Source organism: Leeuwenhoekiella obamensis, from assembly GCF_055391795.1.
The window spans coordinates 1,838,418-1,865,158 of sequence record NZ_AP029251.1 but is presented as its reverse complement, the minus strand read 5'-3'; the positions used below and the strand labels follow the sequence as shown (position 1 = coordinate 1,865,158).

Sequence of the window (26,741 nt, the reverse complement as noted above, 5' to 3'; positions counted from 1 at the left end):
TTTTTAGAATATGACAACGATATATTCTAAAGTTAATAAGCGCAGGTATTACTCAATGATGGTTCTTGGGGCAATCTATCTTATTTTAGGTGTATTGCCTTGGTTAGCTGAAGACGGCTATTATCCAATATCTTCATTTGCTTATATTCCTCTGGGCATTATAGGTGTATCCTACAACTTCTACCTCTTGAAGACTAACAAACTGAGAAATACTATTTCTTGGATTGAGGATGAAATAACTTTAAAAGGAATACATTCTAAGGCAATTACTTACAAGATCGATAACATTAAAACTTTATCAATTACTGACTCAAATATCATTATAAATTCAGGGTTGGGAGATGGTGAGATGTTAGAAATTATCGATTTTAAAGAATCAGATATACAACTCCTAAAATCTACTTTTGAAGAATTCACTACTCAAAAACGTGCTGTGGCTTAGCGCAGCAATCTTAATTATTTCTTGCAAAACCGAAACTAAACCTAAGGTTGAAGATCCTAAAGCGGAGGCAATTCCGCAGATAATTACATCGCCTGCGTTAGGCGACGCTAGTTTGCCGCATTTATTCGCAACACAAGATTCGGTGTATTTATCTTGGGTAACTAAGTTAGAAAATGGAGAACATTCCTTTCAGTTCGCTGCTGCAAAAGATACTACTTGGTCTCAAGTAGACACGATCGCAAAAGGCAAGGATTGGTTTGTGAATTGGGCAGATTATCCCATGTTGACTAAAAACGGTAATACTTTTCTAGCGACTTTTTTACAGCGATCAGACAGCGGCAAGTACACTTATGACGTTAAGTATACGGTGAAAAAGGCTGATTCTCTTTGGCGAAAGCCAAAAACACTTCATGACGATGCAACCCAAGCAGAACATGGCTTTGTGAGTTTATTGCCTTACGGCGAAAACTTCTTTGCTACGTGGTTGGACGGGCGCAATACGATAAATGAAGATCCTGAAAAGCGAGAGATGACGTTGCGATCTGCGATTATTGATGCGGATGGAAATAAGCTAGAAGATCAATTACTTGACGAGCGCACGTGCGATTGTTGCCAGACAACAGCTGTTATCGCTGGTGATAGTCCGGAGGTTTTTTACAGAGATAGGAGTAAGGGCGAAAAAGTAGTTCGTGATATTTTTTATACCCGCTTACAAGATAGCACTTGGTCTAAACCTGAAGCAGTTTATAAAGACAACTGGGAGTTACGTGGCTGTCCTGTAAATGGACCACGTGCAGCTGCAAAGGGCGATAATATTGCCGTAGCATGGTTTACCATGGCGGGTGATACGCCTAAGGTTCAAGTGATATTTTCAGGAAATGCAGGTAAAACTTTTGAAACTCCCATTCGTGTGGACGAAGGTAACCCCATAGGTCGTGTAGACGTTGTTCTAATAGATGGAACTACGGCTGTGGTTTCTTGGTTAGAGTCAAGGAAGGACGAGGATGTTGTGCTAGCGATGAAAGTGGAAAAAGACGGAGTAAGATCTAAACCTGTGGTAATAGCACATTCTTCAAAAGAGCGCTCAAGCGGATTTCCTCAGATGGCGCTGCTAAATAAAACTTTATACTTTGCGTGGACGGGGCTTGATGGAGATGCAAAAACCGTAACTGTTGCTACATTGCTGGCAGACTCTTTCTAGTTTCTATTTAGTCGGTATGTAATTTAAGGGGAGGAGATATGCAATTCTACGATTGCCCATGTCCCCATTTAAAGTGAGCGATCTGGGCGGTGTATGATTCCCAAATTTATCTACATAAAACGGATTTTCAGCTAAGATGCTCGTTCTGTATTTTCCGTCGTAGGCAACGCTAAGCTCGTTTGAAGTAAAAGTGATTTTCTTATACTCATCGTCATGCGGAGCCACTTCTATTTTAGAATAAGGAGCGACTTCCATTTTATTATCATAGATCACAAACCTGTTTTTGTAAAGCGTTTTACTTTCTAGAGTCTGCAAAAAATGGATCAAACTGCCGTTATACGCCCTTTTTCGGTTGTTGATATATTTTCGTTTTACAGGCTCATTGATCTCTTGAAAAAAGCTTGAACCTTCATAATACAGTTTTATAAGATGTTGCGGAACGCACGGTAATGTTTCAAATTCGGCTTTAAAAGCATTGAGGTTATATCGCACACGATAACCTAAAAAATCATTTTCTATGATCAGCGGTTCTTCAGCATAAGCCGTAAGCGATTCTTTAGACGGGCGATAGATAAGTTGCAGCGCATCTTCATTGAGAATGGAACATTTTTCGGCCATTCTTGTGGGACCAAAAAACGCCTTTTTAAATTCCGCCAGCTTTTTCTCTCTACTCCACGTGTCATGCTCTAGCATCACGGGATTAAGCTGCTCTGTAGATGGTTTTAGGTTAAAGGTAATTCGCTCTTTAGCATTTGCATAATTTGTGACTTGTAGCGTCTCAAACCCTAGCATGCTTATGATCAAAGGTATTGACCTATCTCGAGGCATCAAGATAGAAAAATCGCCATCTTCATCCGTGATCGTTCCTATCGTTGTGCCATCAAAATAGATGGAAACATCAGGAAGAGCATTTTGATCAAGATCCTTGACGTTTCCTTTTAAAATATTTTGGCTTAAAGCCAAAAAAGGACAGCAGAGAAAAAGAAGGATTAGCTTTGCATTCATACCTTAAAGGTATGACTTATATTATTTTTAATAGTCATTTATTTCAGGTTCATCACCCTGAATATTATTTTGTTGAGCACCTGAAATCGCAGGTTCTTTGTTTTCAAAAAATTCTTCTGGCGCGAGAATACGCATCGTTTTTGAAACTACAACAGTGTTAGACAACGTGTAAACTTGGTTATTTTTATTGCGCAAATGCAAAAAGAACAACGTGATGTTCTCTATCTGACCTTCCATCGGGAAATCTTTGTCCACGATCTCTACATAATCACCTATTTTAAGTGGATGATTAAAGAACAAGATCAGGCCAGAAGTTATGTTGCTTAACAACGACCACTGCGCAAAAAACGCAACGCCGATCACCGTAAGAACAGAACCGATATAGGCTAAGATCTCTGCGCCATCTAATCCCCAAACTCCAGCTAGTGAGAATCCTAGAATCACAAAAAATAGAACGTTGATAAGCTTAATGGTAAGTTGCTTTCTCGTGATGTCAAAATTTGCATTTTGATATCGCTTAATAACAAGTCTTGCCACGATGTAACGCACTAAAAGCAAGATCAAAAAAAGCACGATACTTACAATGATCTCAAATTGTATGGATAATTCTTCAATCAATTTACAGGATGAATTTGTTGTTGTTTACAAAGAAAATAGCGTTTGCCATAAAGAGTTTTCCGTTTTGCCAGAACGCTCTAAAAAGTGGATCATCTACCATATACACAAAGCTACCGCTGCCCATTCTTTCTTCGCCAAAAACTAGAGAATTATTGAGTTTAGCTTTTGCTTTTTCGCCAGCAAAACCAGATACGCTTTGTGGCTCGTCAATGTAAGCAACATTATAACCGTTATCAAGATAGCTGTAGCTATCGCTGCCTAATTTAAGACTGAAATAGGTGTCGTTGTAACCAAAAGCCAATGGATGTGTTGCATCAACTTTTGTTTTAAAAATACTACCGGTTATAAAATTTTCAACTTGATTGATCTCGCGATCTGCATACGGCGCAAGTATTGCAGAAGTATCTTTTGGTACTTCCTTTTGCTCATTTTCCTTAAGTGCGAATCCGTCCTTTCCGGCGAAAGCCGAAACAGCACCACTAATTGCGATCACTTTACCGCCAGAGCGAACATAATCTTTGATCTTGCTTAGCGTGTTATCGCTCATCACGCCGCCGTAATAACCGTCTGGAATTACGAGAACGTCAAATTTACTAAGGTCTACTCTGCTAAAATAATCTGTGTCTAGGTTTGTAACAGGATATTGTAAATCCTGCTCAAAGAAGTACCAAGCCGCCCCAAAACTAAGTGAAGATGTGCCTTCTCCTTTTAAAAGTGCGATGCGAGGAGTTTTGATCAATTTTAAAGATGACGAACCAAAATCTGGTCCTGATGATGCAAAACTTGTTTGCGCTGTAGTTACTTCTACTTGGTGTTCGTTTGCGAGTTTAGAAACAGTTTCAGCTAGACCTTTATCGGTCATGTTATCGCTTTTCATGATCACAAGTGTACCACGATCATATTTTTTACCGCCGCTCACAAATGGTCTTTCAGTAAAGCGCACTTTAATATCATTTTTAAGCAATGCAGCTAAAAATTTTGCGTCTTGCATGCTATCCCAATTTGCAAAATAGCCAGGAGCTCCGGGTGTGAGATTGTTTGAGATGGTGTTTTTTTCGCTTAAAGCGGAAGTAGAAATAAGTGAATTGCTCCCCACAGTTTCTAGACCATAGGCGTAAGGCAATGACCACGCCGTGATGTCATACGTAAGCGGCGTGTTGAGTTGAGTATCTGGATCAAAAAGTACTTTTACCATTGTGCCCTTTGGCTGATCTGTGCTTACAACAAGCGCTTTGTCATAGTTCATGTTGCCATTGTCTACAGCGGTAAAATTGTAACCTTTTGCATTTCCTGAAGCGGTGAAACCATATTTGATCTCATGAATATCAAGAAGATCTGTAAGTTCTTTGATCTTCTCAGGATTGCTTTTTATCACATAGCTTTTGTAACCTTTTACATCCTGATGAAAGAATTTATTGAACTCATCATTAAGTTTCTTTACATTTTTTGCAGCAACTTCAACGGTTGAAAGTCCGGTAGTGGTGTGGTGTGTAAGTCTGTCTTTAAGTGTAAGAATGCTGCCTTCATCGGTTTTAATTCCTAAACCTGCACGACCGTGACCAGCTTGCTCAAACGTCATCCCAATGGCTCCCATGTAAATAGGATATGTGTCGCCATAACTAGGATAAAGCAAGTCAAAACGTTCTTTTGTGAAATATAACCAACCGTTCTCATCAAAATATTTTGCGTGATTCTTACCGATCTCCGTTTGAAAATCACGCTGAAAATCTGTGATCACTTCATGAAATGGTTCTGCTGCTGGCGCAAAATAATAAGGATCATTAATGCCTTGCTCATGAAAATCTACATGGATCTGCGGCATCCATTTGTTGTAAACTTTTATTCTCGCTTTTGATTCTTTTTGCGTTGCCCAAGCCCAATCTCTGTTTAGGTCAAAAAGATAATGATTGGGTCTACCGCCGGGCCATGGCTCATGGTGTTCCGCGGCGTCTTGAGCGATATCATTAGGCATCGCTCTTACTTGATTATACCAGTTTGCATAACGATCGCGCCCATCAGGATTTACACAAGGATCCATAATGATCACTACATCTTTAAGCCAATCTTTCTTTTCTGTGATCAACTTATAAATTGTGTTCATTGCGGCTTCTGTACTGCTCGCTTCGTTACCATGCACGTTATAACTCAACCAAACGATCGCTTTATCTGGCGATGCGCTACCTTCTAAAATTCCGGTGTTTTTAAGGTTGTTTGCTCTTATCTCTTCTAAGTTTGCGTGATTTTCTGGCGTGGTGATGATCGCGTAGGTTAGCGGTCTGCGCTCGTTAGTTTCGCCATATTTTTGATACGTTACCCAATCAGAATTTGCTGCAACTTGCTCAAAATAATCTACAACGCTAGCGTGGCGAGTAAATTGATCGCCTAACTCGTACCCTAGAAATTCGGCTGGAGATTGCACGTTTTGCGCTTTGGCGAAAGCCATATAAAACAGAAACAGATAAAGAACAGATTTTTTTGTCATAGTCGTAAGGAATAAAGGCCTAAAGCTACTAAAAACCGTAGTATTTTAGAATTTTCTATTTGCGTAACTTTAACCAATAAATAAGGGCGCATCCCTTAATTTTGCGAGCCAAATACACATACATGCCCATTCATAAAATTCCTTATCGCGAGACCGGTTATTTTTCACAGCTTATTTGTGATTATCTTGATGAAAATGAACAAGTAAAACCGTTCTATCACCGTTTTCAGAAGATCGAGGATTTTAAGGCGCAGATCGAGGAGAAATCTAATTTTCCGCAAGAAAATCGTGAGGTTTTAGTCAGTGTTTTGCAAAAGCAATACAAAGATCTTGAAGCAGCTGAAACACTTGCAAAAGTTGAATTGCTGGCAAATTCTAACACGTTCACGGTAACAACCGGACACCAACTCAATCTATTCACGGGGCCGTTGTATTTTTTGTACAAGATCATTGATACGATCACGCTTTCGCGAAAATTAAAAACACAATATCCCGAGTGTGATTTTGTGCCGGTGTACTGGATGGCGACAGAGGATCACGATTTTGATGAGATCAATCACTTTCGTTTGCACGGAAAGAATTTTGCATGGAACAAGGCTGGAGTTGAGGACAATGACAAAGGTGCGGTGGGGCATTTTGATACCGAAGGTTTGCAGGCCGTTTATGAGCAATTTTGTGCAGAATTAGGTTCTACAGATAGGGCAAAAAAGCTCTGCGAACTTTTTGAGAACGCTTACCTGAAACATGAAAATCTTGCCGAAGCCACGCGTTATTTAGCGCATCAGCTATTTGGAAAATATGGTTTGGTCATCATCGATGCGGATGATCATGACTTAAAGAAGCTTTTCATCCCGCAAATGAAAGCGGAGTTGACTGCAAATGATTCTCACGAAGTTGTGACCTCATCCACAAAAAAGTTAGAAGAAGCGGGTTACAATTCACAAGTGCATCCTCGTGAGATAAATTTATTTTACCAGGATAACGAGTTGCGTGAACGCATTGTAAAGCAAGATGGGAAGTATTTTGTAAATGCAACACAACTAGAATTCACAGAAGAAGAATTGCTCACTGAACTGGAAAACTCTCCTGAGAAATTTAGCCCTAATGTGATCATGCGACCTATGTATCAAGAGGTGATCTTGCCTAATTTGTGTTACATAGGCGGTGGCGGCGAACTGGCGTATTGGTTACAGCTTAAAGCGAATTTTGAGCGTGCTGAGGTTCCTTTTCCTATTTTGATTTTGCGTAATTCTGTGTTGTTGATTACCGAAAAGCAATTTGCAAAAGCAGAGAAATTGGGCATTTCCATAAAAGATATGTTCTTGCCACAAAATGATTTGGTCAATCAGAAAATCAGGAAAATCTCAAACATTGATATTGACTTTACTGAGCAGAAGAAACATCTGGTAAAACAGTTTCAGGAAATGTATGCTTTAGCAGAGCAAACTGATAAAAGCTTCCTAGGAGCAGTAAAAGCACAGGAAGTAAAACAACTTAAAGGTCTTGACCATCTTGAAAAGCGCTTGCTTAAAGCACAAAAACGCAAACTAGGTGACCATATAAAACGCATGACCGACTTGCAAAACGAGCTTTTTCCTTCATCAAATTTGCAAGAGCGTGTGATGAACTTCTCAGAATTCTATATGGAATATGGAGAAGATTTAATCCCAATGCTTCTAGATAACCTCAATCCGCTAGAAGATGGTTTTACGGTGATGGTGGTTTAAAAAGCAGTTATGAAGTTTCTTTATACCTTGATTATATCCGCCTTATTTATTTCTTGTAAATCTTCTCATTCTATAAATAAAGATTTATCTAGTCCTGTAGAAGTTTATACAGTTGAGGAGATAATGCAAAAATCAATTAAAGGTAGATATGAGGTATTTCCGAAAGATGAGTTTTGCGGTCTTTTTATTTTAGATGGACTTCCTTATGATTCAGAGGAAATAGAGAGCAAATTGAACAAAATTAGTAAAGCGGCAATATCAGTTGTTTTATTAGAAGATATCAGCAATGAAAATCTTTATCATCAGCAATGTTTAAAAGTGATTCAGATAAAGACTTTAGAATATCTTTTAGAAAATAAAGTGCCGCATTAAACTGTGTAGTGCGATTAGAATTTTTGGCGAAAGCCAAAACTTACTTCTTAAAATACTTCAACGGTGGTACAAGCATCCCAAAGCATTCTCCTTCTTCTTTGCCTAAGTGTTTGTGGTGAATTTTATGTGCACGACGTATACCTTTAGAGTACCAGTTATTCGCATTGCGAAACATCTTAAAACGCTGATGAATAAAGATATCGTGGACAAAAAAGTAGGTGATTCCATAAGCGAAAATCCCAAGCCCGATAGGCAGTCCTACCCAGACATCTTCATATTGCCACAATAGAAAACAACCGATGCTCACCAATGCATAAAAAATAAAGAAGAAGTCGTTTTTTTCCCACCATGAGCCGTGGTCTTTGTGGTGATGGTCACGATGCAAGGTCCATAAAAAGCCATGCATCACAAATTTGTGGGTGAACCACGCCATAAATTCCATCATGCAAAAAGTGGTAAGAAAAACCAGAATCCAGAGAAAAACTTGCATTTTAAATAAGGTTTAGTCGGTATTTTACATAGCTGCGCGCCAGTAAAGATGCTTTTACATAATTAGGCACGCGGATACGCGCATTTTTGATATCCATGGATGGTGTACTTTTTAGCTTGCTCAACAATTTCTTGTAGTAGCGGTATGCCGTGTATACACCAAACTTAGCTTCAACCGGCAATTTACAAATACCCGCCAAGCCTTTTGCAAAGTCGGCTTCAATTTCTTGAATGATTTTTTGCTTAGAGCTTTCGTCTAGTTCGTTGAGGTTTGTATTAGGAAAATATGTTCTGCTCAACTCCTCAAAATCAGCCTTTAAGTCGCGTAAGAAATTCACTTTTTGAAACGCCGAGCCTAAGCTCATCGCACATTCTTTCAGTTCTTCGTATTTCTCACGGTCACCTTTTACAAAAACTGTAAGACACATCAGGCCTACAACATCTGCAGAACCATAAATGTATTCTTTGTATTCTGCATCTGTGAGATAATCGTTTTTAGTCAAATCCAGTCGCATACTTTTCATGAAAGCATCTACAAGATGCTTGTCAATGCCATATTTGTGATACGTATGTTGAAATGAATTCAGGATAGGATTTAGACTTATTTTGTCTGTAAGCGCATTTTCAAGGTCTTGCGTAAAACGCTCAAAAAGCACTTTTTTATCATAGTCATGAAAGGTGTCTACAATCTCATCAGCAAAGCGCACAAACCCATAAATATTATGAATGTCCTGGCGAATGCTAGGAGCGAGCATCTGTGTGGCCGTAGAAAAAGACGTGCTGTACGACTTGGTCACGGTCTTGCTGCAGATAAGTGAAACGGAATCAAAAATTTCTTTCATAGCTAGTTGTTCTTTGCAATCAATCCTGCCACAAGTTTTCCTGAAATCAGCGAAGGAGGAACTCCCGGTCCTGGCACGGTGAGTTGGCCAGTAAAGAAGAGATTTTCTACTTTTTTGCTTTTCAGTTTTGGTCTTAAAAAGGCCGTTTGTAACAAGGTGTTTGCCATTCCGTAGGCGTTTCCTTTGTAAGAATTATAGTCCTTCACAAAGTCATTTACACAGAATGATTCTTTAAATATAATATTTTCTCGCACGTTTTGCTTGGTCAGTTTTTCAAATCTATCCATGATGATTTCAAAATACTGCTCACGCAATTGCGCTGTATCTTCAAGTCCTGGCGCTAACGGAATCAAGAAAATCCCGGCTTCTGTACCTTCTGGCGCTACAGAATTGTCAGTTTTTGATGGGAAGCTCGCATAAAATAAAGGTTCATCTGGCCACGCGGCTTCATCATAAATAGCGCGCGCATGTTCCTCAAAATCCACATCAAAAAATAAGGTGTGATGCTCTACGTTTTTAACCTTTTGGCGAAAGCCCACATAAAAAAGTAGGGAAGAAGGAGCAAAGGTTTTTTTCTCCCAGTAACTCTCGCTGTATTGTCTGCGCTTTCGCGGAAGCAACTGCTCTGTGTGGTGATAGTCTGCCCCGCTGAGTACGATGTCTGCAAGGATTTCTTCTCCATTTATTTTTACGCCGTACGCATTTCCATCACGTTCGAGGATTTTTTCAACAGGCGCTGAAGTTTGAAATTTCACACCTAAATCTTGCGCTAATTGCACCATGCCATCCACCACTTGAAACATACCACCTTGCGGATGAAACGTTCCGTAGCCAAAATCAGCATAATTCATAAAACTATAGAATGCCGGAGTGTTGCTGGGCTTTGCGCCTAAAAACAACACCGGGAATTCAAGAATGGCAACCAACTTAGGGTTGTCAAAACTTTTGCGCACTTCTTTGCTAATCGTGCTAAAAAAGCTACCCAGTTTTTTAATTGTGGTAGGAGTGACCAACTCTAACGGAGAAACTCCAGGGCGATACACCAAATCCTTTATTGCAATCTCATAATTGTCTGCAGCCTCATCAATAAATTTCTGAAGTTTTGCAGCGCTACCAGGTTCTTCTTTTTCAAATTCTTCTTTAATCTTATCAAGCGTGTCACCGATGGTCAAATAATCGTCAACCCCAAAATACACGCGATACGCCGGCCCCAATTTTTCTAAGGTGTAAAAGTCTTCTGGCTTTTTGCCAAAATCATTAAAAAACCGTTCAAAAACATCGGGCATCCAGTACCATGTAGGTCCCATATCAAACGTGAAACCATCTCTTTTTAGTTGGCGTGCTCTACCGCCTAGTGTTGCATTTTTCTCGTAAATAGTAACCTCATTTCCATCCTGCGCGAGATAGCAAGCAGCTGCTATTGCTGAAAACCCAGAACCAATTACCGCGATTGTTTTACTCATGATTTTCAAGGGTTTTTGCAAATGTTTCGATAGACTCAAAAACCTTGGCGTTGCCAGGAAGTTCAGTAGATTTTTCCATGTTTGCTTTTCTTCCTAGCATGTATAGTGGTAATTTTTTTGTATTGAGCGTTTCATTAAAAAGTTGGGCATAATCAGCGATGCTGTTTTCGGGTTGTATGGTTAGATACGTTATAAAGCGGGTGTCTGGATGATGTTTTGCAAAATAATTTAAACTTTCTACCTGAATATTTTGTCCTAAATAAACAACAGGATATCCAGCTTTTGAAATTTTATAGTTTAGATACATCAAGCCCAATTCATGAATTTCATTTAGTGGAAGGTAAAGCACATGAATTTTGTGCGCTACTTCTGACTTAGGATTCGGGCATTTTTCAATCTCTAGCAAAAGCTTTTGCATGATAAGATTTGAGATAAAATGTTCATGCGCCGGATTAATAGTATCAGTTTGCCAAAGCATCCCAATCTCATTTAATAAAGGGATGAAAATTTTGGTGAAAACCGTATCAAAATCATGCTCTTTTTTAGCGTCGTTGTACGTTTTGTCAAACACCGAGCGGTCAAAATTGAGCATGGCCAACTTAAAATCATTGATTGCGGTAGTGTGTAATTTTTCTTTTTTGGCTGTAGCCAAATCACGCACTTTCGCAGCAATTTCTTCAGTGCTTAATTTTGCAACACTACTAATTTTATGGTCGTGATTTACCAGAAAAGATACGTTGAGCAATTTTTGCAAATCAGTGATTGAATACGTCCTGATGTTAGTATCTGTGCGGTCTGGCTGCAGTAAGTGATAGCGTTTTTCCCAAATACGAATGGTGTGGGCTTTTATGCCTCCCAAGGTTTCCAGGTCTTTAATGCTAAACGTAGTTTTAACCGACTGCATCTGAATTTTTGTGTTTATCTCTTACCAAAGGTAGATTTTTTGTTTAATAATATTTAATGAAGATTGAACAAAACATAAAGTTTATGTTTTAATTAACGAGCATAAAAAAACCTCACAGGTTTTTAAAACCTGTGAGGTTTGCTAAAGTTTGATGCTTGAGACCTATAGAAATAACATGATAATCGCCATCACTATCATCACCGCATTTTCAATAAATGTCGCTTCTGTCATGGGGAGTTTTAAGGCTGTTCCTAAACATGCACATTGAATGCTTTTTTTATCAAGTAACGTTCTTGTTACACCAATAGTTGTGATTCCTAAAATCACCAAAGTAGCGATTAGCGCAATGGTAATTTCAAAACGCATTAAAAACATCAAGCCCAGCGCAGTCTCAATAAATGGATATATTTTGCCGTAAGCGGGTATGGCTTTCGCTAAAGGGTCGTACATGCTAAACGATTCGGGAAAGCCTTTTAAATCAAGCATTTTAAAAAAGCTGAAAACAATATAAAACAGCCCCATAAAATCGAGCATGAAATCACCAGTACTCCACGGATTTATATTCATCAACACAGAAGCTGTGGCGATATAAAAGAATATCAAGAACAATGGTTTAAGCTGTTGCCATTTAGACTTTTCTTCTTCCATATCCATTGCCATGGTGTGGCCGGCGTGATTGCCAAAAACATTATCAGTCTTTTCAGTAACCGTATATTTTTCAGGTAATGCTTTTTGCAATGTTGCGGTATTGATGTGATGATGCATCTTGATGGTTGCTTCACTATTTTCAAGGTTTACATCAGCAAGTTCAACGCCGTCAATGGCATTTAATTTATTTTCTACAGAAGTGCGGCAGCCATTGCACGTCATTCCTGTGATTGTATATGTATGTGTCATTTTTACGAAAATTAGATATGTGTAAAACTACAAAAACCCAGAACAGGCCTGGGTTTTTTGTCGTTTGCTTTGCGCGAAAATTACTATGCTGCTACTAAAAAAGATTTACACTCTTCTTCACATGCTTTACACGCTTTGGCGCAAGCCTGACAATGCTCGTGCTCATGTTTTGCACATTCATCACCACAAGCCTTGCAGACGCTAATACAATATTGGATTAATCCCTCTACATCTTCATATCCTGTAGCGAGAACCTGATTTAAAGCACTGCAGACCTCGGCACAAACTCTATCTGTACGGATGCAGTCTTTCATCATTTTCACATTTTCTTCATCAAGGCAGGCATCAGCGCAGTAATTACAGGCATTGATACATTTACCTAGCGCGTGTATTAAATTCTCATTTCTCATAAGTAGCATTTTTTTGTTAGTGCTTTAAAGTTACCTAAGCTAACTGAAAACCAATTGTAAGAGAATATTAAAAGCCGTTAAGCTAATCTGAAAAAAAAGTAGGTAAAATGAGATTTTAAGCGAAAAGCTCGGTAATGTAAGGAGTGTAAATAATAATGCCCACGATCGCTGCAGCACAAGCTGAGAAAGTAACAGCGCCAGCAGCAACATCTTTAATTTCGCCTATTAAATTATGAAAGTCAGGATGTACAAAATCTGCAATTTTTTCTACTGCTGTATTAAGACCTTCAATAGCGAGTACGAGGCCAATTGCAATTATTTGCAAGATCCACTCGGTGTTTGTGATGTTAAAATAAAATCCGGCAATGGTTACCACTAGCGCACAAAAAACCTGCACTTTGATGCTTGGCTCTTTAAAGAGTAGCCAAGCACCTTGAAATGCATATTTGAATGCTTTAATTCTATTGATGATAAACTTGCCAAAACCCATTAAGAAAGTGCTTTTAGCGCAGCTTCATAATCTGGTTCTTGTCCTATTTCGGGCACTTGCTCTTCGTAGATCACCTGTCCTTCTTCGTCAAGGATGATAACCACGCGAGAGTGTAATCCTGCAAAAGCACCTTCAGCGATGGTAAGACCATAATCTTTACCAAAATCACCATTTCTAAAGTCTGATAGGTTTACAACATTTTCTAAACCTTCAGCAGCGCAAAAACGTGCCTGCGCAAACGGAAGATCTTTAGAGATACAAAGAACTATGGTATTTTCTAGTCCGCTAGCCTCTTCATTAAATTTTCTTATTGATGCTGCACAAACGCCAGTATCCACACTCGGGAAAATGTTCATCACAACATTTTTACCTTTATATTCTTCTAGCGAAGCCTCGCTAAGGTCGTTTTTAGCCAATTTAAATTCTGGTGCTGCACTTCCTACTTTAGGAAGCTCACCTACGGTAGTCGTTGGGTTTCCACCCAGAGTAATTTCTGCCATTGTTGAGTATTTGTGTAAATGTATTGTACAGGTATGACAAGTACAATTAAAGGATGCTTAAATTATGTAGAATAAAAAATCCCACCGTTGAAGTGGGATTTTTTGTTTTGGCTTTAAGCCAAATATTTATTCTTCTTCGTCACCGTCTAGAAGCAAGTTTAGGGTAACATCAATGTTATCCATCGTTGCGCGGCTATACGGGCAAACTTCGTGCGCTTCGTTCACAAGGTCTTCACCAGTTTCAGTATCTACCGTAGGTAAATAGCAATCTAGCACAACGGCAAGTTGAAACATATCATCTTCATTCTTGCCTATTTCTACAGTTGCGGTCACCGTATAATCACCTAGATCTATCTTTTTACCACGAGCAACATGAGCTAAAGCGCTGCCAAAACATGCCGAATATCCAGCAGCAAAAAACTGCTCAGGATTAGCACCGTCGCCTCCCGGGCCGCCTAAACCTTTAGGTACGCTGAGGTCAAATTCTATAGTTCCGTCACTGGTTGAAACGTGGCTGTCACGGCCTCCTTCCGCTGTTGCAGTCGCTGAGTATAACGCTTTCATGAGTTTTGTTTTTAGTTATGCAAACAAGATAATCAACTTAAAATTTGTGTTCAATCTGCCGTTCTTAAATAAATCATAAAAGTCAACAACAGCTTGAGGCTTACTTTAAAAACTCATCTAATTTATCAGGGTTTTGTCTATTGTCAAAAAAGGTAATGACTTCGATAGCGTCGTGCTGTATGCGGTAGTACATTGTGGTTTGTTTAGTAACTACACATTTATAGATTCCACCTAACTCATTGGAACTTGTGCTACTTTCTGGATATCTAGAAATTTGGATGATCTTTTTGTCAAGCTTATATAAGAAGTCTTTCTTCGCTTTTTGCCCCCATTCGGCTAGAAGATATTCACATAACTTCAAAAGTTTATCTTCTGCAATGGGTGAAAAATAAACTTTCATCAAGATATTTTTGAGAGCACATCTTTATAGGCTATTCTCTTTCCAGCGTTGAGTTGGTCAATTCCATTTCTTAATTCAGCCTGTTCGTTTTCAGAAAGTTCATTCCAGAAATCAGCACTTTCATTGGAAATAAACTCCGTGACTTTTTGGATAAAACTCTCATTTTCAATATTGAGAATCATTTTAACCAGCTCTATTTTAGAAGTTTTTATATCCATGTTTGACCTTTTTTCAAATTTAATAAAAAAGCCACAGTCTTATCTCTATTTAATAAAGCATACCTTTGATTAACATGAGTACCGCAAAAAATCAGATCAATATTGGTGTCGCTTCCGCGAAAAGTTTTGTGACCCGAAAAAAGCAGCAAGAAGATATAAATGCTTTGATATCTGCTTTGCTCGCTGGCGAAAAAACGGCTTTGGCGCGTGCCATAACTTTTGTTGAAAGTACTTCTGCTAAACATCAAGAAATTGCAAACACGGTACTGAAAGCTTGCTTGCTGCATAGTGGGAATTCCGTGAGAATTGGGATTACCGGCGTTCCCGGTGCAGGTAAAAGTACTTTTATAGAAGCGCTGGGAAATTTGCTTATCGCCAAAGGGAAAAAGGTGGCTGTTCTTGCTGTTGATCCCACAAGTTCGATTTCGCATGGTAGCATTCTGGGCGATAAAACCCGCATGGAAAATCTGAGCATGAATGCAAATGCATTTATCCGTCCTTCGGCTTCTGGAGATTCACTGGGCGGAGTGGCACGCAAAACCCGAGAAAGCATAGTACTTTGTGAAGCGGCAGGTTTTGATGTGATCCTTATAGAAACCGTAGGAGTAGGGCAAAGCGAATTTGCCGTTCATGGGATGACAGATTTTTTCCTGCTTTTAAAATTAGCGGGAGCCGGCGATGAACTTCAAGGAATTAAACGAGGAATCATAGAAATGGCAGACGCCATCTTGATCAATAAAGCCGACGGTGAGAATCTTAAAGCCGCTAAGGAAGCGCGAGTAGCTTTCGCGAAAGCGTTACATCTTTATCCGCTAAAAGACAACGGCTGGTCACCAAAAGTGAGTGTTTGTAGTGCTTTAGAAAACGACGGCATAGCAGAATCCTGGGAAATTCTGGAGGAATATTTTGCGCATGTAAAAGAAAATGGCTCCTTCTCCACAAAGAGAAAGAGCCAGCATATTTTCTGGTTAAAGCAAACTATAGAAAACCGACTGAAAGATGATTTTTATGGGGATGAGCAGGTGAAGGCAAATTTTGACGCTATTGTCAAAAAAATGCATTCTGGTGCTATCTCGTCATTTCAAGCGGCAGATGAGTTGCTTAAAATCTATCAATTAAAGTAAGAGTCGCCTACAAATTCCTTGCGATACCATTCGATCTGCTTTGCAAGCCCTTCACGGAAGGTTGTCTTAGGATCGTAGTTTAAGATCTCTTTTGCTTTCTCAATATTAGCTTTTGTTACTTGTTGATCTCCCGCGCGTTTTGGTACGTTTTTCATGCGCACTTTAGTGTTAAGGATCTCTTCTACAATGTCAATTCCTTCGCCAGTTGTGTGCTCTTTTTCTGTACCCAGATTAAAGATCTCGCCGTCTACTTGATCTTCTTTTCCTATCACAGATACGATGCCATCTACGATATCTTCAACAAAAGTAAAACTGCGCACATGGTCGCGGCTACCTTCATAAAGCGGGAATTCTTGATGAAAAAATGCAGAAGCGATCAATTTTGTATAAAGCTTTTCAGGACGCTCACGCGGACCGTAAACTGAGAATAATCGCAGTGAACACGTCTTCATGATCTGCTCACGCGTTTTTGAAAGTACTAATTGCTCTGCAGCAAGTTTTGTCACCCCGTAAAATGAAGCCGGTTTTGGCGCTTCATTTTCTTGCAATGTTGCGCGCAGACCATAGATCGATGAGGTAGAAATATTCACAAACAATTTCAAACCGTTGCAAGTTTGAGCAAAATCAATAAGATTTTTTGTTGCAACAAGGTTGTTCATCAAATAATCCTCAAAGGTAGAAGCAGCGCTAATTCCTGGTTGAGCGGCAAAGTGAAAAATGTATTCAAAATCATGATCCAGTTCCTCAAAATCCTTCGGCTGGCGTAGATCCATATTCACGATCGGGATGCCTGCATTTTGCAGTTCCTTTGCGTTTCTATTCTTAAGATCCTTGCTGTAATAAGGAGAATAATTATCGATCCCTACTACTTCATTTCCTTGTTTTTGAAGTCGTTCTGCACAGTGAGAGCCAATAAATCCTGCAGCTCCTGTTACCAAAATCTTACTCATGTATTCTGTTTTTATTTGGCTTTAAGCCAAAGTAAATTCTTTAAAAATTTCATTTTTGATCGACGGCCATTCATCTTGTACAATTGAATAATACATCGTGTCGCGGCGATGACCATCTGGCATTAACGTGTGACTTCTTAAGGTTCCTTCTTCTTTGCAACCTATTGCTTTCATCGCATTTCTAGACTGCGTATTGCGTGCGTCTGTCTTAAGTTCCACTCGTGCAAAGTTCAGACTTTCAAACGCAAAATTGAGCAAAAGAAACTTACAATTTCTGTTGAGGCCGGTGCGTTGAAATTTTGGCGAAAGCCAAGTAAAACCTATTTCAACTCTTTCGTCTTTGTTTGAGATGTTTAAGAAGCTGGTTGTGCCTGCGTAAACGTTTTCTTTTTTGTCAAAAATCGCAAATGGATATTGCGTTTTTTGTGCTTTGTTATCAAGATGTCTATCAAAATATGCCTGCAAATTTTCTTTAGTTCCAAAGGGTGATGGAGAAAATTTTAGCAAATCAGGAAACGCGAGGCAAATCTTAAGCAAAGGCTCAAAATGCGCCATCGTTAATGGCTCTAGCTTTACACGATCATTTTCTAGCACTATGTTTTTTGAGCAATCTAGCATTTTAGCTCGGATTGAATTTGGCTAAAGCCAAAACCTGTAGTTTTCTAAAAACAAAGCCTAAAATTCCGCCAATTGTAAACCCTACAAGCACATCGCCAGGATAATGAACGCCCAGATAAATACGACTATATCCTATAAGAATTGCCCAAAGGATAAGCGCGGTTAAAATCCATTTATACCGATCTTTTAAAAGGTTGCCTATAAAAATGGCCAGCGCCATTGAGCTTGCAGCGTGTGCCGAAAAAAATCCGTAACGGCCGCAACGTGATGCGACAAAACGCGCAAATTCTTTAACGCCTTCTTGTCCGCAAGGGCGCCTGCGTTCAAAACCGTATTTAAAAAGATTTGCCAGTTGATCTGTGCAAGTGATCAAAAGTGCAACGGCAACAAGTGTGATCAAAGTTCCCTTCCAACCGTATTTTTTGAAGATCAAAAAAAGTAAAATGGCATAAATAGGGATAGAAGACCACTTTGATGTTACAATCAACCAGAAGCCGTCCCAAGATTCGCTGCCCCAGTTGTTGAGCCATAAAAACAGGTCGTGGTCTAATTGATTGATCGCGTCCATTAGTCCTCTTCGTATCGAGCCACTTCGCGATCATAAAAATCTGTCGCAGCTTGTATCAAACCCTCAGTTTCTGTCTCCAGCTCTTTCTCATCATGCTGGTCAAAATCTTCTAACCATTCTACCTCGTCATCGGCAAGGTTGATGATAAACTGAGGAAACTCAGTGTGGATCACAAAAATAGCGTCTGGATAATCTGTATTATCTCCCAGAAGGAATTTGGGAAGTTCCATGGTTTTTTCTTTAAAAGTTGCGCAAAGGTAAGGTGAATTTTTCTTTTCGGTTTTTCGGTTTTTCGCTTTAAGCGAAAAAGTTTCACACACGATCATCAAGGTGTTTCATGGGTTTTTTGTTCTTTTGAATATTGCAAAAACACGAAGGACACAATGAACGCTTCTACGATACTAATTCTTATTGCGGGGTACTTTGGAGTACTGATCTTAATTTCATTCTTAACCGGTAAAAAAGGGAATAACGCTGACTTTTTTAAAGCCAGCAGACAATCGCCGTGGTACTTGGTAGCCTTTGGGATGATAGGCGCATCGTTAAGCGGAGTGACTTTTATCTCGGTTCCTGGTTGGGTTGAAGAGTCGCAGTTTGGATACTTTCAGGTGGTTCTGGGATATACTGTGGGTTATGCGGTGATCGGCACGGTGTTATTGCCCTTGTATTATAAAATGAACTTAACCTCTATCTACACATATCTGGGAAGTAGATATGGCAACGCATCTTATAAAACTGGCGCTTCATTTTTCTTATTGAGTAGAGTAGTGGGGGCGAGTTTTAGATTGTTCTTAGTGGCTAATGTTTTGCAGTTTTTAGTGTTTGATAGTATGGGTGTTCCTTTTTGGCTAACCGTAACGCTTACAATTCTTTTAATATGGTTGTACACCTTTAGATCAGGAATAAAAACAATTGTGTGGACAGATACTTTGCAAACGCTTTTTATGTTGATCGCGGTAGGCGTTGCGATCTATTATGTTTCTACAGATCTAGGGATTTCAGCAGGAAATATTTTCAATTTTGTGGCAGATAGTGATCTGTCTAAGATGTTCTTTTTTGATGATTGGAAAAGCGGAAATCATTTTGTAAAACAATTTGTTTCTGGTGCTTTTATAGCTATTGTGATGACGGGTCTGGATCAAGATATGATGCAAAAAAACCTCACTTGTAGATCGCTTAAAGATGCGCAGAAAAACATGTTTTGGTTTACTATTGTCCTTACGATCGTAAATTTTGTGTTTTTAGCATTAGGACTGCTACTTACTGTTTATGCAGAGCAAAATGGTATCACTGCCGTGAAAGATGATCTTTTTCCATACATCGCGACTCAAGAAGGATTAGGGCTGGCGATAGGCGTTTGTTTTATTCTGGGGTTAATCGCTGCGGCATATAGTAGTGCAGATAGTGCTTTGACAGCGCTTACGACTTCTTTCAGCATTGATATACTTGAGATCGAGAAAAAGTATGAAGAAGCAAAACAAGAAAAGATCAGAAAACGTATTCACATTGCAATGTCTGTATTGCTCATTCTTGTGATCATTTGTTTTAAATATATAATCGCAGATGAAAGTGTGATCGCTAAACTTTTTGTTTTCGCTGGTTATACGTATGGTCCGCTACTTGGTTTGTATTCCTTCGGGTTGTTCACAAAATGGAAAGTAAGAGATGCTCTAGTGCCGGTTGTGGCTATTGGTAGTCCGATTTTGGCGTATGCCATAAGTGCACTGTCGTTAGCGTATTTCAACTTTGAATTTGACTTTTTTATCCTGATCCTGAACGGAGCTTTAACCTTTTTAGGGCTGCTAGCAATCAAGAGAAAGGGAGAATTTGTAGCCGTTTAATACCTTAGAATTGGTTACATGTAAGCATCACTAAGGTGCATGCATGTTCAAAAGAAATATTCTCTTTTTTTAAAATTTCTTCAAATTCTGGGTTTGCTGTGCCTGGGTTAAAAATGATTCGTTCTGGCTTAAGGTCAAGAATGTATTGATAATATTCTTTTTGTCGCTGGGCGTTGAGATATAGCGTTACCGTATGGATATCTTCTAGCGGTTTTTTCTCAGTTAAAATAGCTACACCTTCTATAATTCCTTCTCGCAAGCCAATAGCAACTGTGGGGATTTTATTTTCGATCAGTCTTTTTATCGCCATGTTAGAATATCTATTAGGCTTTAGTGAAGCGCCAAGAACTAATGTTTTTTTAGAAGTCATAAATCAAAGTTAAACCAAAGGCAAAATGTAACAATTCTAATTTTAGAACGTCTTTGTTTTAAGAAATTAATTTCCTGGTTTGATCACTTAATAATTCGTTTTGATGGTTAGTGTTAATTATGAGGGATCAAACTTAAAAACCCAGAGTAAGCTGCTCTGGGTTTTTTCTTTTCTAGAAAATAAATCGATTTTGCTGTAACAAAATTTAGACACGTGCGTCTATACAATAACCGCTCATCACGGTGTGCTTTGCAAAAGGTAATATGTTTTGCAAAGTATTGTAAGAATCAATCAAATTATCAAACAGTTATGAAATCATTTTTCGGGGCAATAGCCCTAACCCTATTTTTTATAGGGAGTGCATTCGCACAACCCAGTCCCACCGAAATTATCAATGGATCTGTACAAGGATCTGTGCTTGATACCGCTACAGGAGAGCCTATTCCTTACGCAACCATTGTTGTTGCTTCTGGTAATGGAGAAACCATCACAGGTGGAATTACCAATGATGATGGATCCTTTGAAATCACAAAAATTCCTAGTGGGAGTTATGATGTCAAAGTCCAGTTTATGGGCTATGCTACGGTTGTAAAACCTATTTTAATAAGCAAGGATAAAAGAAGTTGGGATCTTGGTCCTATTCGTTTAGAAGCTTCAGCGGCAGAACTAGCAGAAGTAAACATAGTTGCAGAGCGTACAACCATAGAACAGCGCATAGATCGCAAGGTTGTAAATGTAGGTAAAGATCTTACTACTGCTGGCGCAACGGCTTCAGATATTATGAATAACATTCCATCTGTGAGTGTTGATCAGCAGTCTGGTGCGCTTACTTTACGTGGAAACGCAAACGTGCAGGTAATGGTAGACGGTAAATTGTCTAACATACCGCCAGATCAATTGCTTAAGCAAATACCTTCTACATCTATTAAGAAGATAGAGTTGATCACAAATCCTTCGGCAAAGTATAATCCTGAAGGTATGAGCGGTATCATCAATATTGTTTTGCATAAAAATGCCAACATAGGTTTTAACGGGGACGTTAATATGGGTTTTGCGTATGACGATAACCCAAAATTCAACAGCGGTACCAACTTAAACTATCGCAACGGGAAGATCAATGTGTACACAAATTACAGCAACAACTTCCCAAAAGATAAAAACTACGGTAGCGTTTATCGCCCAGATACAGATAGCCGTCAGAATTTTAGCTTTCTTGATGAAGATAAAACGCATTTGCTAAAAACGGGTCTGGACTTTTATATCAACGATAAGAACACAGCTTCGTTCTTTATAAGTCAAAACTGGCACAATAGTGAAGAAGAAGGAGCTGTAGGGATTAATTTTCCTAACACTCCGGGAAGCAATTCTTCGCAAGAGGTACTTACTTTAAGCGATAATGTTTCTACGCAATATAACTTTGATTATAAGTTGGATTTTGAAAAAGAAGGTCACAATATTGAGCTCGAAGTAGATCATAATGATTTTTCTGAGGATGAAACAGCAAACTTTGATCTTAGTGGTAACACGCCGTATGTAGATTATAGGGATGCCGTTGCCACAGAAAGAGGACGCACGACAGTGAACCTTGACTATGTGAATCCTTTGACCGAAAACGCTAAGTTAGAAGTTGGTTTACAAGCAATCCTTTTTAATACTGAATTAGATTACAACAGCACAGGATTATCTTTTAATAAACAAGGAGATCTAGTTCCTACGCCAAATACGCTTTTTGATTACTCAAGAGATATTTACTCTGCGTATGTAACTTACGGGAAGCAATTTGAAAAATGGTCTATACAAGCTGGCGTTCGTGCAGAGAAAGTAGAAGTTGCAGCTGATACAAATACCGCTTCAGCGTTTAAGAATGATTATGTTCAACTTTATCCTTCAGCATATTTAACCTATAATCCTGATGAGAAGAATCAATATCAAGTAAGTTACAGCCGTAGAGTTGATAGACCAGGAATAGGACAAGTAAATCCTATAAGACAATGGAGCTCACCGCTTATTTCAAACTTTGGTAACGAGCAATTACTGCCACAATTCACTAATTCGCTTGAAGCGAATTATACCAGAAGACTGGGTAAAGGTACAGTTACAGCTGGTGTTTTCTATCGTCTGATAGAGGATCAAATTAACCAAACCATCCTTGTAGATAGAACAAACCTAGATCGTATAATCTTAACCTTTGACAACTTTGACAACACATCGTCTTATGGTGTAGAAGTTAGTGCGCAATATAAACTTGCAAACTGGTGGAGTGTAAACGGTAGTTTTGATTACTACAACCAGACACAATCTGGTATTAGTGAAACGATAGATCCGTCAATTCCGTCAGAGGATAGAACCTCAGAAGATATCATTTCGCAAGAGCGTGAAGTAACAAATGCGGCTTACAATGTAAGATTGATGAACAACTTTTCTATCACTAAGAAATTGAGTTTGTCTGCCTTTGGGATGTATCGTGGCGCGGCAGAGAATATTCAGTTTAAGTCTAAGCCATTTTACTTTGTAAATGTGGGAGCGCGTTACAGCGTGATGGAAGGAAAAGGTACGATCTCATTAAACTTTAATGACGTCTTCAATACCATGGCAGGAAGATTTACGGCAAAAACGCCATACGTACAATCAGGGCAATTTAATTGGGAAAGTCACACGGTTTTTCTTGGTCTAAGATATGCCTTTGGAGATTCAAAATACAGAGCTAAAAAACGTAAGCAACGTGATAATAATGAGCAAACAGGTGGGGGAGTATTTTAATTTAACACTTTTTAAGATTTATTTAACTAGTTGAAATGCAACTATTATCAAAAACTAGCGTCTATAATATATAACCTACTGAAAAATTGTTAGTATGTTTTGAATTTATTTGATTAGCCCTTAAATACTTTTCAAAAACAGAAGATAAAATATTTAGTATTCGTTATATAAAAACCCGGAAGTTGATTCTTCCGGGTTTTGTTTTTTTGATTTGGCTCAAAGCCAAATTACTCCATCTCTTCTTTAATTTTCTCAACACTTATTCTGCCGTGCGAAGTGTCAAAAACTGATTTGCCATTTTTTATAAGAAGCACCTGCGGACTTTCGTGAATCACATTATATTTTTCGGCAACGGTGTTGCTCACATCTCTGTTCTTCCTCAAGTCAAGAAAAAACGGTTGAAAGTTTTCTTCAATGAAGTCGTACTCATTCTCAAAATCACGCAAGATCATTCTGCTAATACCGCAAGTTGTACTGTGTTTAAATATCAAGGCGAACTTAGTTTGTGAAGTTGTGTCTACCTCGTCAAGATCTGCGATGGTCTCAAGATATTTCCACGGAATTTTATTGATCTCCTCTTTGGCAATATCTCTTTCACTTTTAAATCTGTCAAAAAATCCCATATTCTAATTTTCGGGCAAAGTTAATATTTGAAATGAGCTTTTACGTTGCTGCCTGTTGAAAACGTTTAAATTTATTTGGCTGTAGCCAAAAATATATTTAGACAAAAAGTCAGTTATAATAGGGTTTTAGCGGTCATTTTGTCTTCTTTTTTATTGGGTACGTATTTTGCCATATACCTATCGAAATCTTGAACAAATGAACTTTAATAATTTTACAATAAAATCACAAGAAGCCATACAGCAAGCGCAGCAGCTTGCTCAAGGGTATGGCCATCAGCAGATCGAGAATGAGCATATTTTTAAAGCTATTCTTGAAGTTGATGAGAACGTAACGCCATTTTTGCTAAGCAAATTGAGTGTAAATTATAGTCTGCTAAGACAGATTTTAGATAGTACTTTAGAGAGCTTTCCTAAAGTTAGTGGTGGTGATATCATGCTTTCGCGAGAAGCTGGTAAAACCCTAAATGAGGCGAGTATTGCCGCAAAAAAGATGAATGATGAATATGTGTCTATAGAGCATCTTCTTTTGGCAATATTTAAATCTTCAAGCAAGATCGCCCAAATTTTAAAAGATCAAGGCGTAACTGAAAAAGGTCTAAAAGCCGCAATTGAAGAATTGCGCAAAGGCGACCGCGTAACTTCACAAAGCGCTGAAGAAACGTATAATTCATTAAATAAATACGCTAAGAATCTTAACCAGTTGGCTAAAGATGGTAAGTTAGATCCCGTTATAGGTCGTGATGAAGAGATTCGTCGTGTGTTGCAGATCTTAAGTCGTCGTACAAAGAATAATCCCATTTTAGTGGGTGAGCCAGGAACTGGTAAAACGGCTATCGCAGAAGGTCTTGCGCATCGTATCATTGATGGCGACGTGCCAGAGAATCTGCAAGAGAAACAGATTTTTGCCTTAGATATGGGAGCGCTTATCGCTGGTGCGAAATATAAAGGTGAGTTTGAAGAACGTCTTAAAGCGGTTATCAAAGAAGTAACCACTAGTGAAGGAGATATTGTTCTCTTTATTGATGAAATACACACGCTTGTAGGCGCCGGTGGCGGACAAGGAGCGATGGATGCAGCAAATATTCTAAAGCCTGCACTTGCTCGTGGAGAGCTTAGAGCGATAGGAGCAACAACTTTAGATGAATATCAGAAGTATTTTGAAAAAGATAAAGCTCTAGAGCGTCGTTTTCAAAAGGTGATCGTTGATGAACCAGATACTGAGAGTGCAATTTCTATACTTCGCGGTATCAAAGAAAAATATGAAACCCATCATAAAGTTAGAATTAAAGATAACGCTATCATCTCTGCGGTAGAGCTTTCGCAGCGCTATATTTCTAATCGTTTTTTACCAGATAAGGCGATCGATCTTATGGACGAGGCAGCTTCAAAACTGCGTATGGAGATCAACAGCAAGCCAGAAGAGCTTGATGTTCTTGATCGTAAGATCATGCAGCTTGAAATTGAGATCGAGGCCATTAAACGCGAAAAAGATGATGCTAAGCTAAAATCGTTGCAAGCTGAGTTAGCAAATCTCAAAGAAGATCGTAACGAGATTAATGCCCGCTGGAAAACTGAAAAAGAAGTAGTTGATAATATCCAGAGCATAAAGCAGGATATTGAGAATTATAAGCTTGACGCTGAAAAGGCTGAACGTGAAGGTAATTATGGCTTGGTAGCCGAATTGCGCTACGGCAAGATCAAAGACGCTCAAGAAGAGTTAGGTAAGCTTCAAGAGAAACTTGCTGAGCAGCAAGAACACGCTTTAATCAAAGAGGAAGTTACTAGCGAAGATATCGCAGAGGTTGTTGCAAAATGGACGGGAATCCCTGTGACAAAAATGCTTCAAAGTGAAAGAGAAAAACTTTTACACTTAGAAGCAGAATTACACAAACGTGTTGTAGGTCAGGAGGAAGCGATCATTGCGGTAAGCGACGCAGTGCGTAGAAGTAGAGCAGGCCTGCAGGATCAAAATAGACCCATAGGTTCTTTCTTATTCTTAGGCACAACCGGTGTAGGTAAAACTGAACTAGCAAAAGCGCTAGCTGAATATCTTTTTGACGATGCCAACAATATGACGCGCATCGATATGAGTGAATATCAAGAGCGACACGCGGTGAGTAGATTAGTAGGTGCACCTCCGGGATATGTGGGTTATGATGAAGGAGGTCAATTGACGGAAGCTGTGCGCAGAAAACCATATTCTGTTGTGTTGCTTGACGAAATTGAAAAAGCGCATCCTGATACATTCAATATTCTATTGCAAGTGCTGGATGAAGGTAGATTAACAGATAATAAAGGCCGCATTGCCGACTTTAAAAACACCATTATCATCATGACTTCAAATATGGGAAGCCATATTATACAAGAGAAGTTTGACGCTGTTAAAGATCCTGAAACCGCAATGGAAGGTGCAAAAACAGAAGTCTTAGGGTTATTAAAACAGACCATAAGACCTGAGTTTATAAATAGGATCGATGATATCGTGATGTTCACTCCGTTGAATGGCAAAGATATCAAGCAGATTGTAGGCCTTCAGTTGAACGGTATCAAGAAAATGCTGGCAAAACAAGGGATAACGCTAGATGCTACAGAAGAAGCAAAAGCTTTCCTTGCGGCGAAAGGCTTTCAGCCAGAATTTGGTGCACGCCCAGTAAAAAGAACAATTCAAAAAGAGGTGCTTAACAAGTTGAGCAAAGAGATCTTATCTGGAAAAGTTACTACAGATAGCATCATTTTGATCGATGAGTTTAATGACGAACTGGTTTTTAGAAATCAAAGTGATTTGGTGGCTCACCAAGATTGAAGAGCAGTTTTAGCCTAAAAAAAAGGGATCTATCAACTTGATAGATCCCTTTTTTTATTG

At 38.9% G+C, this 26,741-nt stretch carries 28 protein-coding genes; 8 read left to right on the top strand and 20 right to left on the bottom strand.

Features of this window, described 5'->3' with window-relative positions; all coding sequences use genetic code 11:
* Positions 1–10: 10 nt before the first annotated feature.
* Together ACZ5L8_RS08275 and ACZ5L8_RS08270 are read left to right on the top strand one after the other, a co-directional pair.
* The gene (locus ACZ5L8_RS08275; RefSeq protein ID WP_464440838.1) at positions 11–442 is read left to right on the top strand and encodes a hypothetical protein; all 432 of its coding nucleotides are present in this window, start codon (positions 11–13) and stop codon (positions 440–442) included.
* Positions 405–1,643 carry a hypothetical protein gene (locus ACZ5L8_RS08270; RefSeq protein WP_464440837.1) on the top strand — a complete coding sequence of 413 codons (1,239 nt, stop codon included), beginning with the start codon at positions 405–407 and terminating at the stop codon, positions 1,641–1,643. Before ACZ5L8_RS08275 ends, ACZ5L8_RS08270 begins: the two co-directional genes overlap by 38 nt.
* Before the next feature lie 3 nt (positions 1,644–1,646).
* Here the strand turns inward: ACZ5L8_RS08270 and ACZ5L8_RS08265 are convergent, their stop codons facing one another.
* The 3 genes from ACZ5L8_RS08265 to ACZ5L8_RS08255 are packed head-to-tail and all read right to left on the bottom strand — an operon-like array spanning position 1,647 to position 5,748.
* On the bottom strand, positions 1,647–2,648 hold the full coding sequence (locus tag ACZ5L8_RS08265) for a carboxypeptidase-like regulatory domain-containing protein (protein WP_464440836.1): 1,002 nt from the start codon (positions 2,646–2,648) through the stop codon (positions 1,647–1,649).
* Positions 2,649–2,675: 27 nt separating this feature from the next.
* The gene (locus ACZ5L8_RS08260) at positions 2,676–3,266 is read right to left on the bottom strand and encodes a mechanosensitive ion channel domain-containing protein (RefSeq protein ID WP_464440835.1); all 591 of its coding nucleotides are present in this window, start codon (positions 3,264–3,266) and stop codon (positions 2,676–2,678) included.
* A 1-nt stretch (position 3,267) separates the two neighbouring features.
* Positions 3,268–5,748, bottom strand: a complete 2,481-nt coding sequence (locus ACZ5L8_RS08255; RefSeq protein ID WP_464440834.1) for a M14 family metallopeptidase — start codon at positions 5,746–5,748, stop codon at positions 3,268–3,270.
* A 122-nt stretch (positions 5,749–5,870) separates the two neighbouring features.
* Between ACZ5L8_RS08255 and bshC the strand changes: the two genes are divergently transcribed.
* On the top strand, positions 5,871–7,475 hold the full coding sequence (gene bshC, locus ACZ5L8_RS08250; RefSeq protein ID WP_464440833.1) for a bacillithiol biosynthesis cysteine-adding enzyme BshC: 1,605 nt from the start codon (positions 5,871–5,873) through the stop codon (positions 7,473–7,475).
* 9 nt (positions 7,476–7,484) lie between these two features.
* Entirely contained in the window at positions 7,485–7,847 is a 363-nt protein-coding gene (locus ACZ5L8_RS08245) for a hypothetical protein (RefSeq protein WP_464440832.1), read from the top strand.
* A gap of 40 nt (positions 7,848–7,887) precedes the next feature.
* Here the strand turns inward: ACZ5L8_RS08245 and ACZ5L8_RS08240 are convergent, their stop codons facing one another.
* The 11 genes from ACZ5L8_RS08240 to ACZ5L8_RS08190 form a co-directional block, all read right to left on the bottom strand.
* Entirely contained in the window at positions 7,888–8,337 is a 450-nt protein-coding gene (locus ACZ5L8_RS08240; protein WP_462597844.1) for a sterol desaturase family protein, read from the bottom strand.
* 1 nt (position 8,338) lies between these two features.
* A complete protein-coding gene (locus tag ACZ5L8_RS08235) occupies positions 8,339–9,178 on the bottom strand; it encodes a phytoene/squalene synthase family protein (RefSeq protein WP_462597845.1) in 840 nt (279 codons plus the stop codon).
* A 2-nt stretch (positions 9,179–9,180) separates the two neighbouring features.
* Positions 9,181–10,641 carry a phytoene desaturase family protein gene (locus tag ACZ5L8_RS08230; protein WP_464440830.1) on the bottom strand — a complete coding sequence of 487 codons (1,461 nt, stop codon included), beginning with the start codon at positions 10,639–10,641 and terminating at the stop codon, positions 9,181–9,183.
* The gene (locus ACZ5L8_RS08225) at positions 10,634–11,545 is read right to left on the bottom strand and encodes a MerR family transcriptional regulator (RefSeq protein ID WP_464440829.1); all 912 of its coding nucleotides are present in this window, start codon (positions 11,543–11,545) and stop codon (positions 10,634–10,636) included. The genes ACZ5L8_RS08230 and ACZ5L8_RS08225 overlap by 8 nt, the downstream gene beginning before the upstream one ends.
* Before the next feature lie 162 nt (positions 11,546–11,707).
* Positions 11,708–12,442, bottom strand: coding sequence for a heavy-metal-associated domain-containing protein (locus ACZ5L8_RS08220; RefSeq protein WP_464440827.1), 735 nt, complete (start codon positions 12,440–12,442; stop codon positions 11,708–11,710).
* An 83-nt stretch (positions 12,443–12,525) separates the two neighbouring features.
* Entirely contained in the window at positions 12,526–12,852 is a 327-nt protein-coding gene (locus tag ACZ5L8_RS08215) for a four-helix bundle copper-binding protein (RefSeq protein ID WP_464440939.1), read from the bottom strand.
* Between the two features lie 115 nt (positions 12,853–12,967).
* Positions 12,968–13,342, bottom strand: coding sequence for a diacylglycerol kinase family protein (locus ACZ5L8_RS08210; protein WP_462597850.1), 375 nt, complete (start codon positions 13,340–13,342; stop codon positions 12,968–12,970).
* On the bottom strand, positions 13,342–13,842 hold the full coding sequence (gene tpx / locus ACZ5L8_RS08205) for a thiol peroxidase (RefSeq protein ID WP_464440826.1): 501 nt from the start codon (positions 13,840–13,842) through the stop codon (positions 13,342–13,344). Before tpx ends, ACZ5L8_RS08210 begins: the two co-directional genes overlap by 1 nt.
* 126 nt (positions 13,843–13,968) lie before the next feature.
* A complete protein-coding gene (locus ACZ5L8_RS08200) occupies positions 13,969–14,406 on the bottom strand; it encodes an organic hydroperoxide resistance protein (RefSeq protein WP_464440824.1) in 438 nt (145 codons plus the stop codon).
* A 100-nt stretch (positions 14,407–14,506) separates the two neighbouring features.
* Positions 14,507–14,806, bottom strand: coding sequence for a type II toxin-antitoxin system RelE/ParE family toxin (locus ACZ5L8_RS08195; RefSeq protein ID WP_464440822.1), 300 nt, complete (start codon positions 14,804–14,806; stop codon positions 14,507–14,509).
* Positions 14,806–15,024: a hypothetical protein gene (locus ACZ5L8_RS08190; protein WP_464440821.1), complete on the bottom strand. Its 219-nt coding sequence runs from the start codon at positions 15,022–15,024 to the stop codon at positions 14,806–14,808. Before ACZ5L8_RS08190 ends, ACZ5L8_RS08195 begins: the two co-directional genes overlap by 1 nt.
* Before the next feature lie 74 nt (positions 15,025–15,098).
* Between ACZ5L8_RS08190 and meaB the strand changes: the two genes are divergently transcribed.
* Complete coding sequence (gene meaB / locus ACZ5L8_RS08185; RefSeq protein WP_464440819.1) at positions 15,099–16,148, top strand: methylmalonyl Co-A mutase-associated GTPase MeaB; 1,050 nt, start codon at positions 15,099–15,101, stop codon at positions 16,146–16,148.
* Here the strand turns inward: meaB and ACZ5L8_RS08180 are convergent.
* Genes ACZ5L8_RS08180 through ACZ5L8_RS08165 form a run of 4 tightly spaced genes read right to left on the bottom strand, consistent with a single transcriptional unit; the run spans position 16,136 to position 18,514 of the window.
* The gene (locus ACZ5L8_RS08180; protein WP_462597854.1) at positions 16,136–17,098 is read right to left on the bottom strand and encodes an NAD-dependent epimerase/dehydratase family protein; all 963 of its coding nucleotides are present in this window, start codon (positions 17,096–17,098) and stop codon (positions 16,136–16,138) included. The two genes, meaB and ACZ5L8_RS08180, sit on opposite strands and share 13 nt — an antisense overlap.
* Positions 17,099–17,119: 21 nt before the next feature.
* On the bottom strand, positions 17,120–17,716 hold the full coding sequence (locus ACZ5L8_RS08175) for a GNAT family N-acetyltransferase (RefSeq protein WP_464440817.1): 597 nt from the start codon (positions 17,714–17,716) through the stop codon (positions 17,120–17,122).
* Between the two features lies 1 nt (position 17,717).
* Positions 17,718–18,284 (bottom strand): phosphatase PAP2 family protein, encoded by a 567-nt coding sequence (locus ACZ5L8_RS08170; RefSeq protein ID WP_464440815.1) that lies wholly within the window; start codon positions 18,282–18,284, stop codon positions 17,718–17,720.
* The gene (locus ACZ5L8_RS08165) at positions 18,284–18,514 is read right to left on the bottom strand and encodes a hypothetical protein (protein WP_462597857.1); all 231 of its coding nucleotides are present in this window, start codon (positions 18,512–18,514) and stop codon (positions 18,284–18,286) included. The genes ACZ5L8_RS08170 and ACZ5L8_RS08165 overlap by 1 nt, the downstream gene beginning before the upstream one ends.
* Positions 18,515–18,667: 153 nt before the next feature.
* On the opposite strand from ACZ5L8_RS08165, the gene ACZ5L8_RS08160 reads away from it, so the two are divergent.
* Positions 18,668–20,125: a sodium:solute symporter gene (locus tag ACZ5L8_RS08160; protein WP_464440813.1), complete on the top strand. Its 1,458-nt coding sequence runs from the start codon at positions 18,668–18,670 to the stop codon at positions 20,123–20,125.
* A 4-nt stretch (positions 20,126–20,129) separates the two neighbouring features.
* Here ACZ5L8_RS08160 and ACZ5L8_RS08155 read toward each other — a convergent pair whose 3' ends face one another.
* The gene (locus ACZ5L8_RS08155; protein ID WP_464440812.1) at positions 20,130–20,495 is read right to left on the bottom strand and encodes a CoA-binding protein; all 366 of its coding nucleotides are present in this window, start codon (positions 20,493–20,495) and stop codon (positions 20,130–20,132) included.
* 309 nt (positions 20,496–20,804) lie between these two features.
* Between ACZ5L8_RS08155 and ACZ5L8_RS08150 the strand changes: the two genes are divergently transcribed.
* Positions 20,805–23,255 carry a TonB-dependent receptor gene (locus ACZ5L8_RS08150; protein ID WP_464440810.1) on the top strand — a complete coding sequence of 817 codons (2,451 nt, stop codon included), beginning with the start codon at positions 20,805–20,807 and terminating at the stop codon, positions 23,253–23,255.
* Between the two features lie 227 nt (positions 23,256–23,482).
* Here ACZ5L8_RS08150 and ytxJ read toward each other — a convergent pair whose 3' ends face one another.
* Positions 23,483–23,878 carry a bacillithiol system redox-active protein YtxJ gene (ytxJ, locus tag ACZ5L8_RS08145; RefSeq protein ID WP_464440809.1) on the bottom strand — a complete coding sequence of 132 codons (396 nt, stop codon included), beginning with the start codon at positions 23,876–23,878 and terminating at the stop codon, positions 23,483–23,485.
* Between the two features lie 196 nt (positions 23,879–24,074).
* Here ytxJ and clpB point away from each other — a divergent pair, with 196 nt between their 5' ends.
* Positions 24,075–26,681 carry an ATP-dependent chaperone ClpB gene (gene clpB, locus ACZ5L8_RS08140; RefSeq protein ID WP_464440807.1) on the top strand — a complete coding sequence of 869 codons (2,607 nt, stop codon included), beginning with the start codon at positions 24,075–24,077 and terminating at the stop codon, positions 26,679–26,681.
* Positions 26,682–26,741 lie beyond the last annotated feature (60 nt).

What these genes read in the sequence shown, in the direction of transcription:
- ACZ5L8_RS08275 (WP_464440838.1), top strand. Translation starts at nt 11, where the DNA reads ATGACAACGATATATTCTAAAGTTAATAAGCGCAGGTATTACTCAATG.
- ACZ5L8_RS08265 (WP_464440836.1), bottom strand. Translation starts at nt 2,648, where the DNA reads ATGAATGCAAAGCTAATCCTTCTTTTTCTCTGCTGTCCTTTTTTGGCT.
- ACZ5L8_RS08255 (WP_464440834.1), bottom strand. Translation starts at nt 5,748, where the DNA reads ATGACAAAAAAATCTGTTCTTTATCTGTTTCTGTTTTATATGGCTTTC.
- bshC (WP_464440833.1), top strand. Translation starts at nt 5,871, where the DNA reads ATGCCCATTCATAAAATTCCTTATCGCGAGACCGGTTATTTTTCACAG.
- ACZ5L8_RS08245 (WP_464440832.1), top strand. Translation starts at nt 7,485, where the DNA reads ATGAAGTTTCTTTATACCTTGATTATATCCGCCTTATTTATTTCTTGT.
- ACZ5L8_RS08240 (WP_462597844.1), bottom strand. Translation starts at nt 8,337, where the DNA reads ATGCAAGTTTTTCTCTGGATTCTGGTTTTTCTTACCACTTTTTGCATG.
- ACZ5L8_RS08235 (WP_462597845.1), bottom strand. Translation starts at nt 9,178, where the DNA reads ATGAAAGAAATTTTTGATTCCGTTTCACTTATCTGCAGCAAGACCGTG.
- ACZ5L8_RS08230 (WP_464440830.1), bottom strand. Translation starts at nt 10,641, where the DNA reads ATGAGTAAAACAATCGCGGTAATTGGTTCTGGGTTTTCAGCAATAGCA.
- ACZ5L8_RS08225 (WP_464440829.1), bottom strand. Translation starts at nt 11,545, where the DNA reads ATGCAGTCGGTTAAAACTACGTTTAGCATTAAAGACCTGGAAACCTTG.
- ACZ5L8_RS08220 (WP_464440827.1), bottom strand. Translation starts at nt 12,442, where the DNA reads ATGACACATACATATACAATCACAGGAATGACGTGCAATGGCTGCCGC.
- ACZ5L8_RS08215 (WP_464440939.1), bottom strand. Translation starts at nt 12,852, where the DNA reads ATGAGAAATGAGAATTTAATACACGCGCTAGGTAAATGTATCAATGCC.
- ACZ5L8_RS08210 (WP_462597850.1), bottom strand. Translation starts at nt 13,342, where the DNA reads ATGGGTTTTGGCAAGTTTATCATCAATAGAATTAAAGCATTCAAATAT.
- tpx (WP_464440826.1), bottom strand. Translation starts at nt 13,842, where the DNA reads ATGGCAGAAATTACTCTGGGTGGAAACCCAACGACTACCGTAGGTGAG.
- ACZ5L8_RS08200 (WP_464440824.1), bottom strand. Translation starts at nt 14,406, where the DNA reads ATGAAAGCGTTATACTCAGCGACTGCAACAGCGGAAGGAGGCCGTGAC.
- ACZ5L8_RS08195 (WP_464440822.1), bottom strand. Translation starts at nt 14,806, where the DNA reads ATGAAAGTTTATTTTTCACCCATTGCAGAAGATAAACTTTTGAAGTTA.
- ACZ5L8_RS08190 (WP_464440821.1), bottom strand. Translation starts at nt 15,024, where the DNA reads ATGGATATAAAAACTTCTAAAATAGAGCTGGTTAAAATGATTCTCAAT.
- meaB (WP_464440819.1), top strand. Translation starts at nt 15,099, where the DNA reads ATGAGTACCGCAAAAAATCAGATCAATATTGGTGTCGCTTCCGCGAAA.
- ACZ5L8_RS08180 (WP_462597854.1), bottom strand. Translation starts at nt 17,098, where the DNA reads ATGAGTAAGATTTTGGTAACAGGAGCTGCAGGATTTATTGGCTCTCAC.
- ACZ5L8_RS08175 (WP_464440817.1), bottom strand. Translation starts at nt 17,716, where the DNA reads ATGCTAGATTGCTCAAAAAACATAGTGCTAGAAAATGATCGTGTAAAG.
- ACZ5L8_RS08170 (WP_464440815.1), bottom strand. Translation starts at nt 18,284, where the DNA reads ATGGACGCGATCAATCAATTAGACCACGACCTGTTTTTATGGCTCAAC.
- ACZ5L8_RS08165 (WP_462597857.1), bottom strand. Translation starts at nt 18,514, where the DNA reads ATGGAACTTCCCAAATTCCTTCTGGGAGATAATACAGATTATCCAGAC.
- ACZ5L8_RS08160 (WP_464440813.1), top strand. Translation starts at nt 18,668, where the DNA reads ATGAACGCTTCTACGATACTAATTCTTATTGCGGGGTACTTTGGAGTA.
- ACZ5L8_RS08155 (WP_464440812.1), bottom strand. Translation starts at nt 20,495, where the DNA reads ATGACTTCTAAAAAAACATTAGTTCTTGGCGCTTCACTAAAGCCTAAT.
- ACZ5L8_RS08150 (WP_464440810.1), top strand. Translation starts at nt 20,805, where the DNA reads ATGAAATCATTTTTCGGGGCAATAGCCCTAACCCTATTTTTTATAGGG.
- ytxJ (WP_464440809.1), bottom strand. Translation starts at nt 23,878, where the DNA reads ATGGGATTTTTTGACAGATTTAAAAGTGAAAGAGATATTGCCAAAGAG.
- clpB (WP_464440807.1), top strand. Translation starts at nt 24,075, where the DNA reads ATGAACTTTAATAATTTTACAATAAAATCACAAGAAGCCATACAGCAA.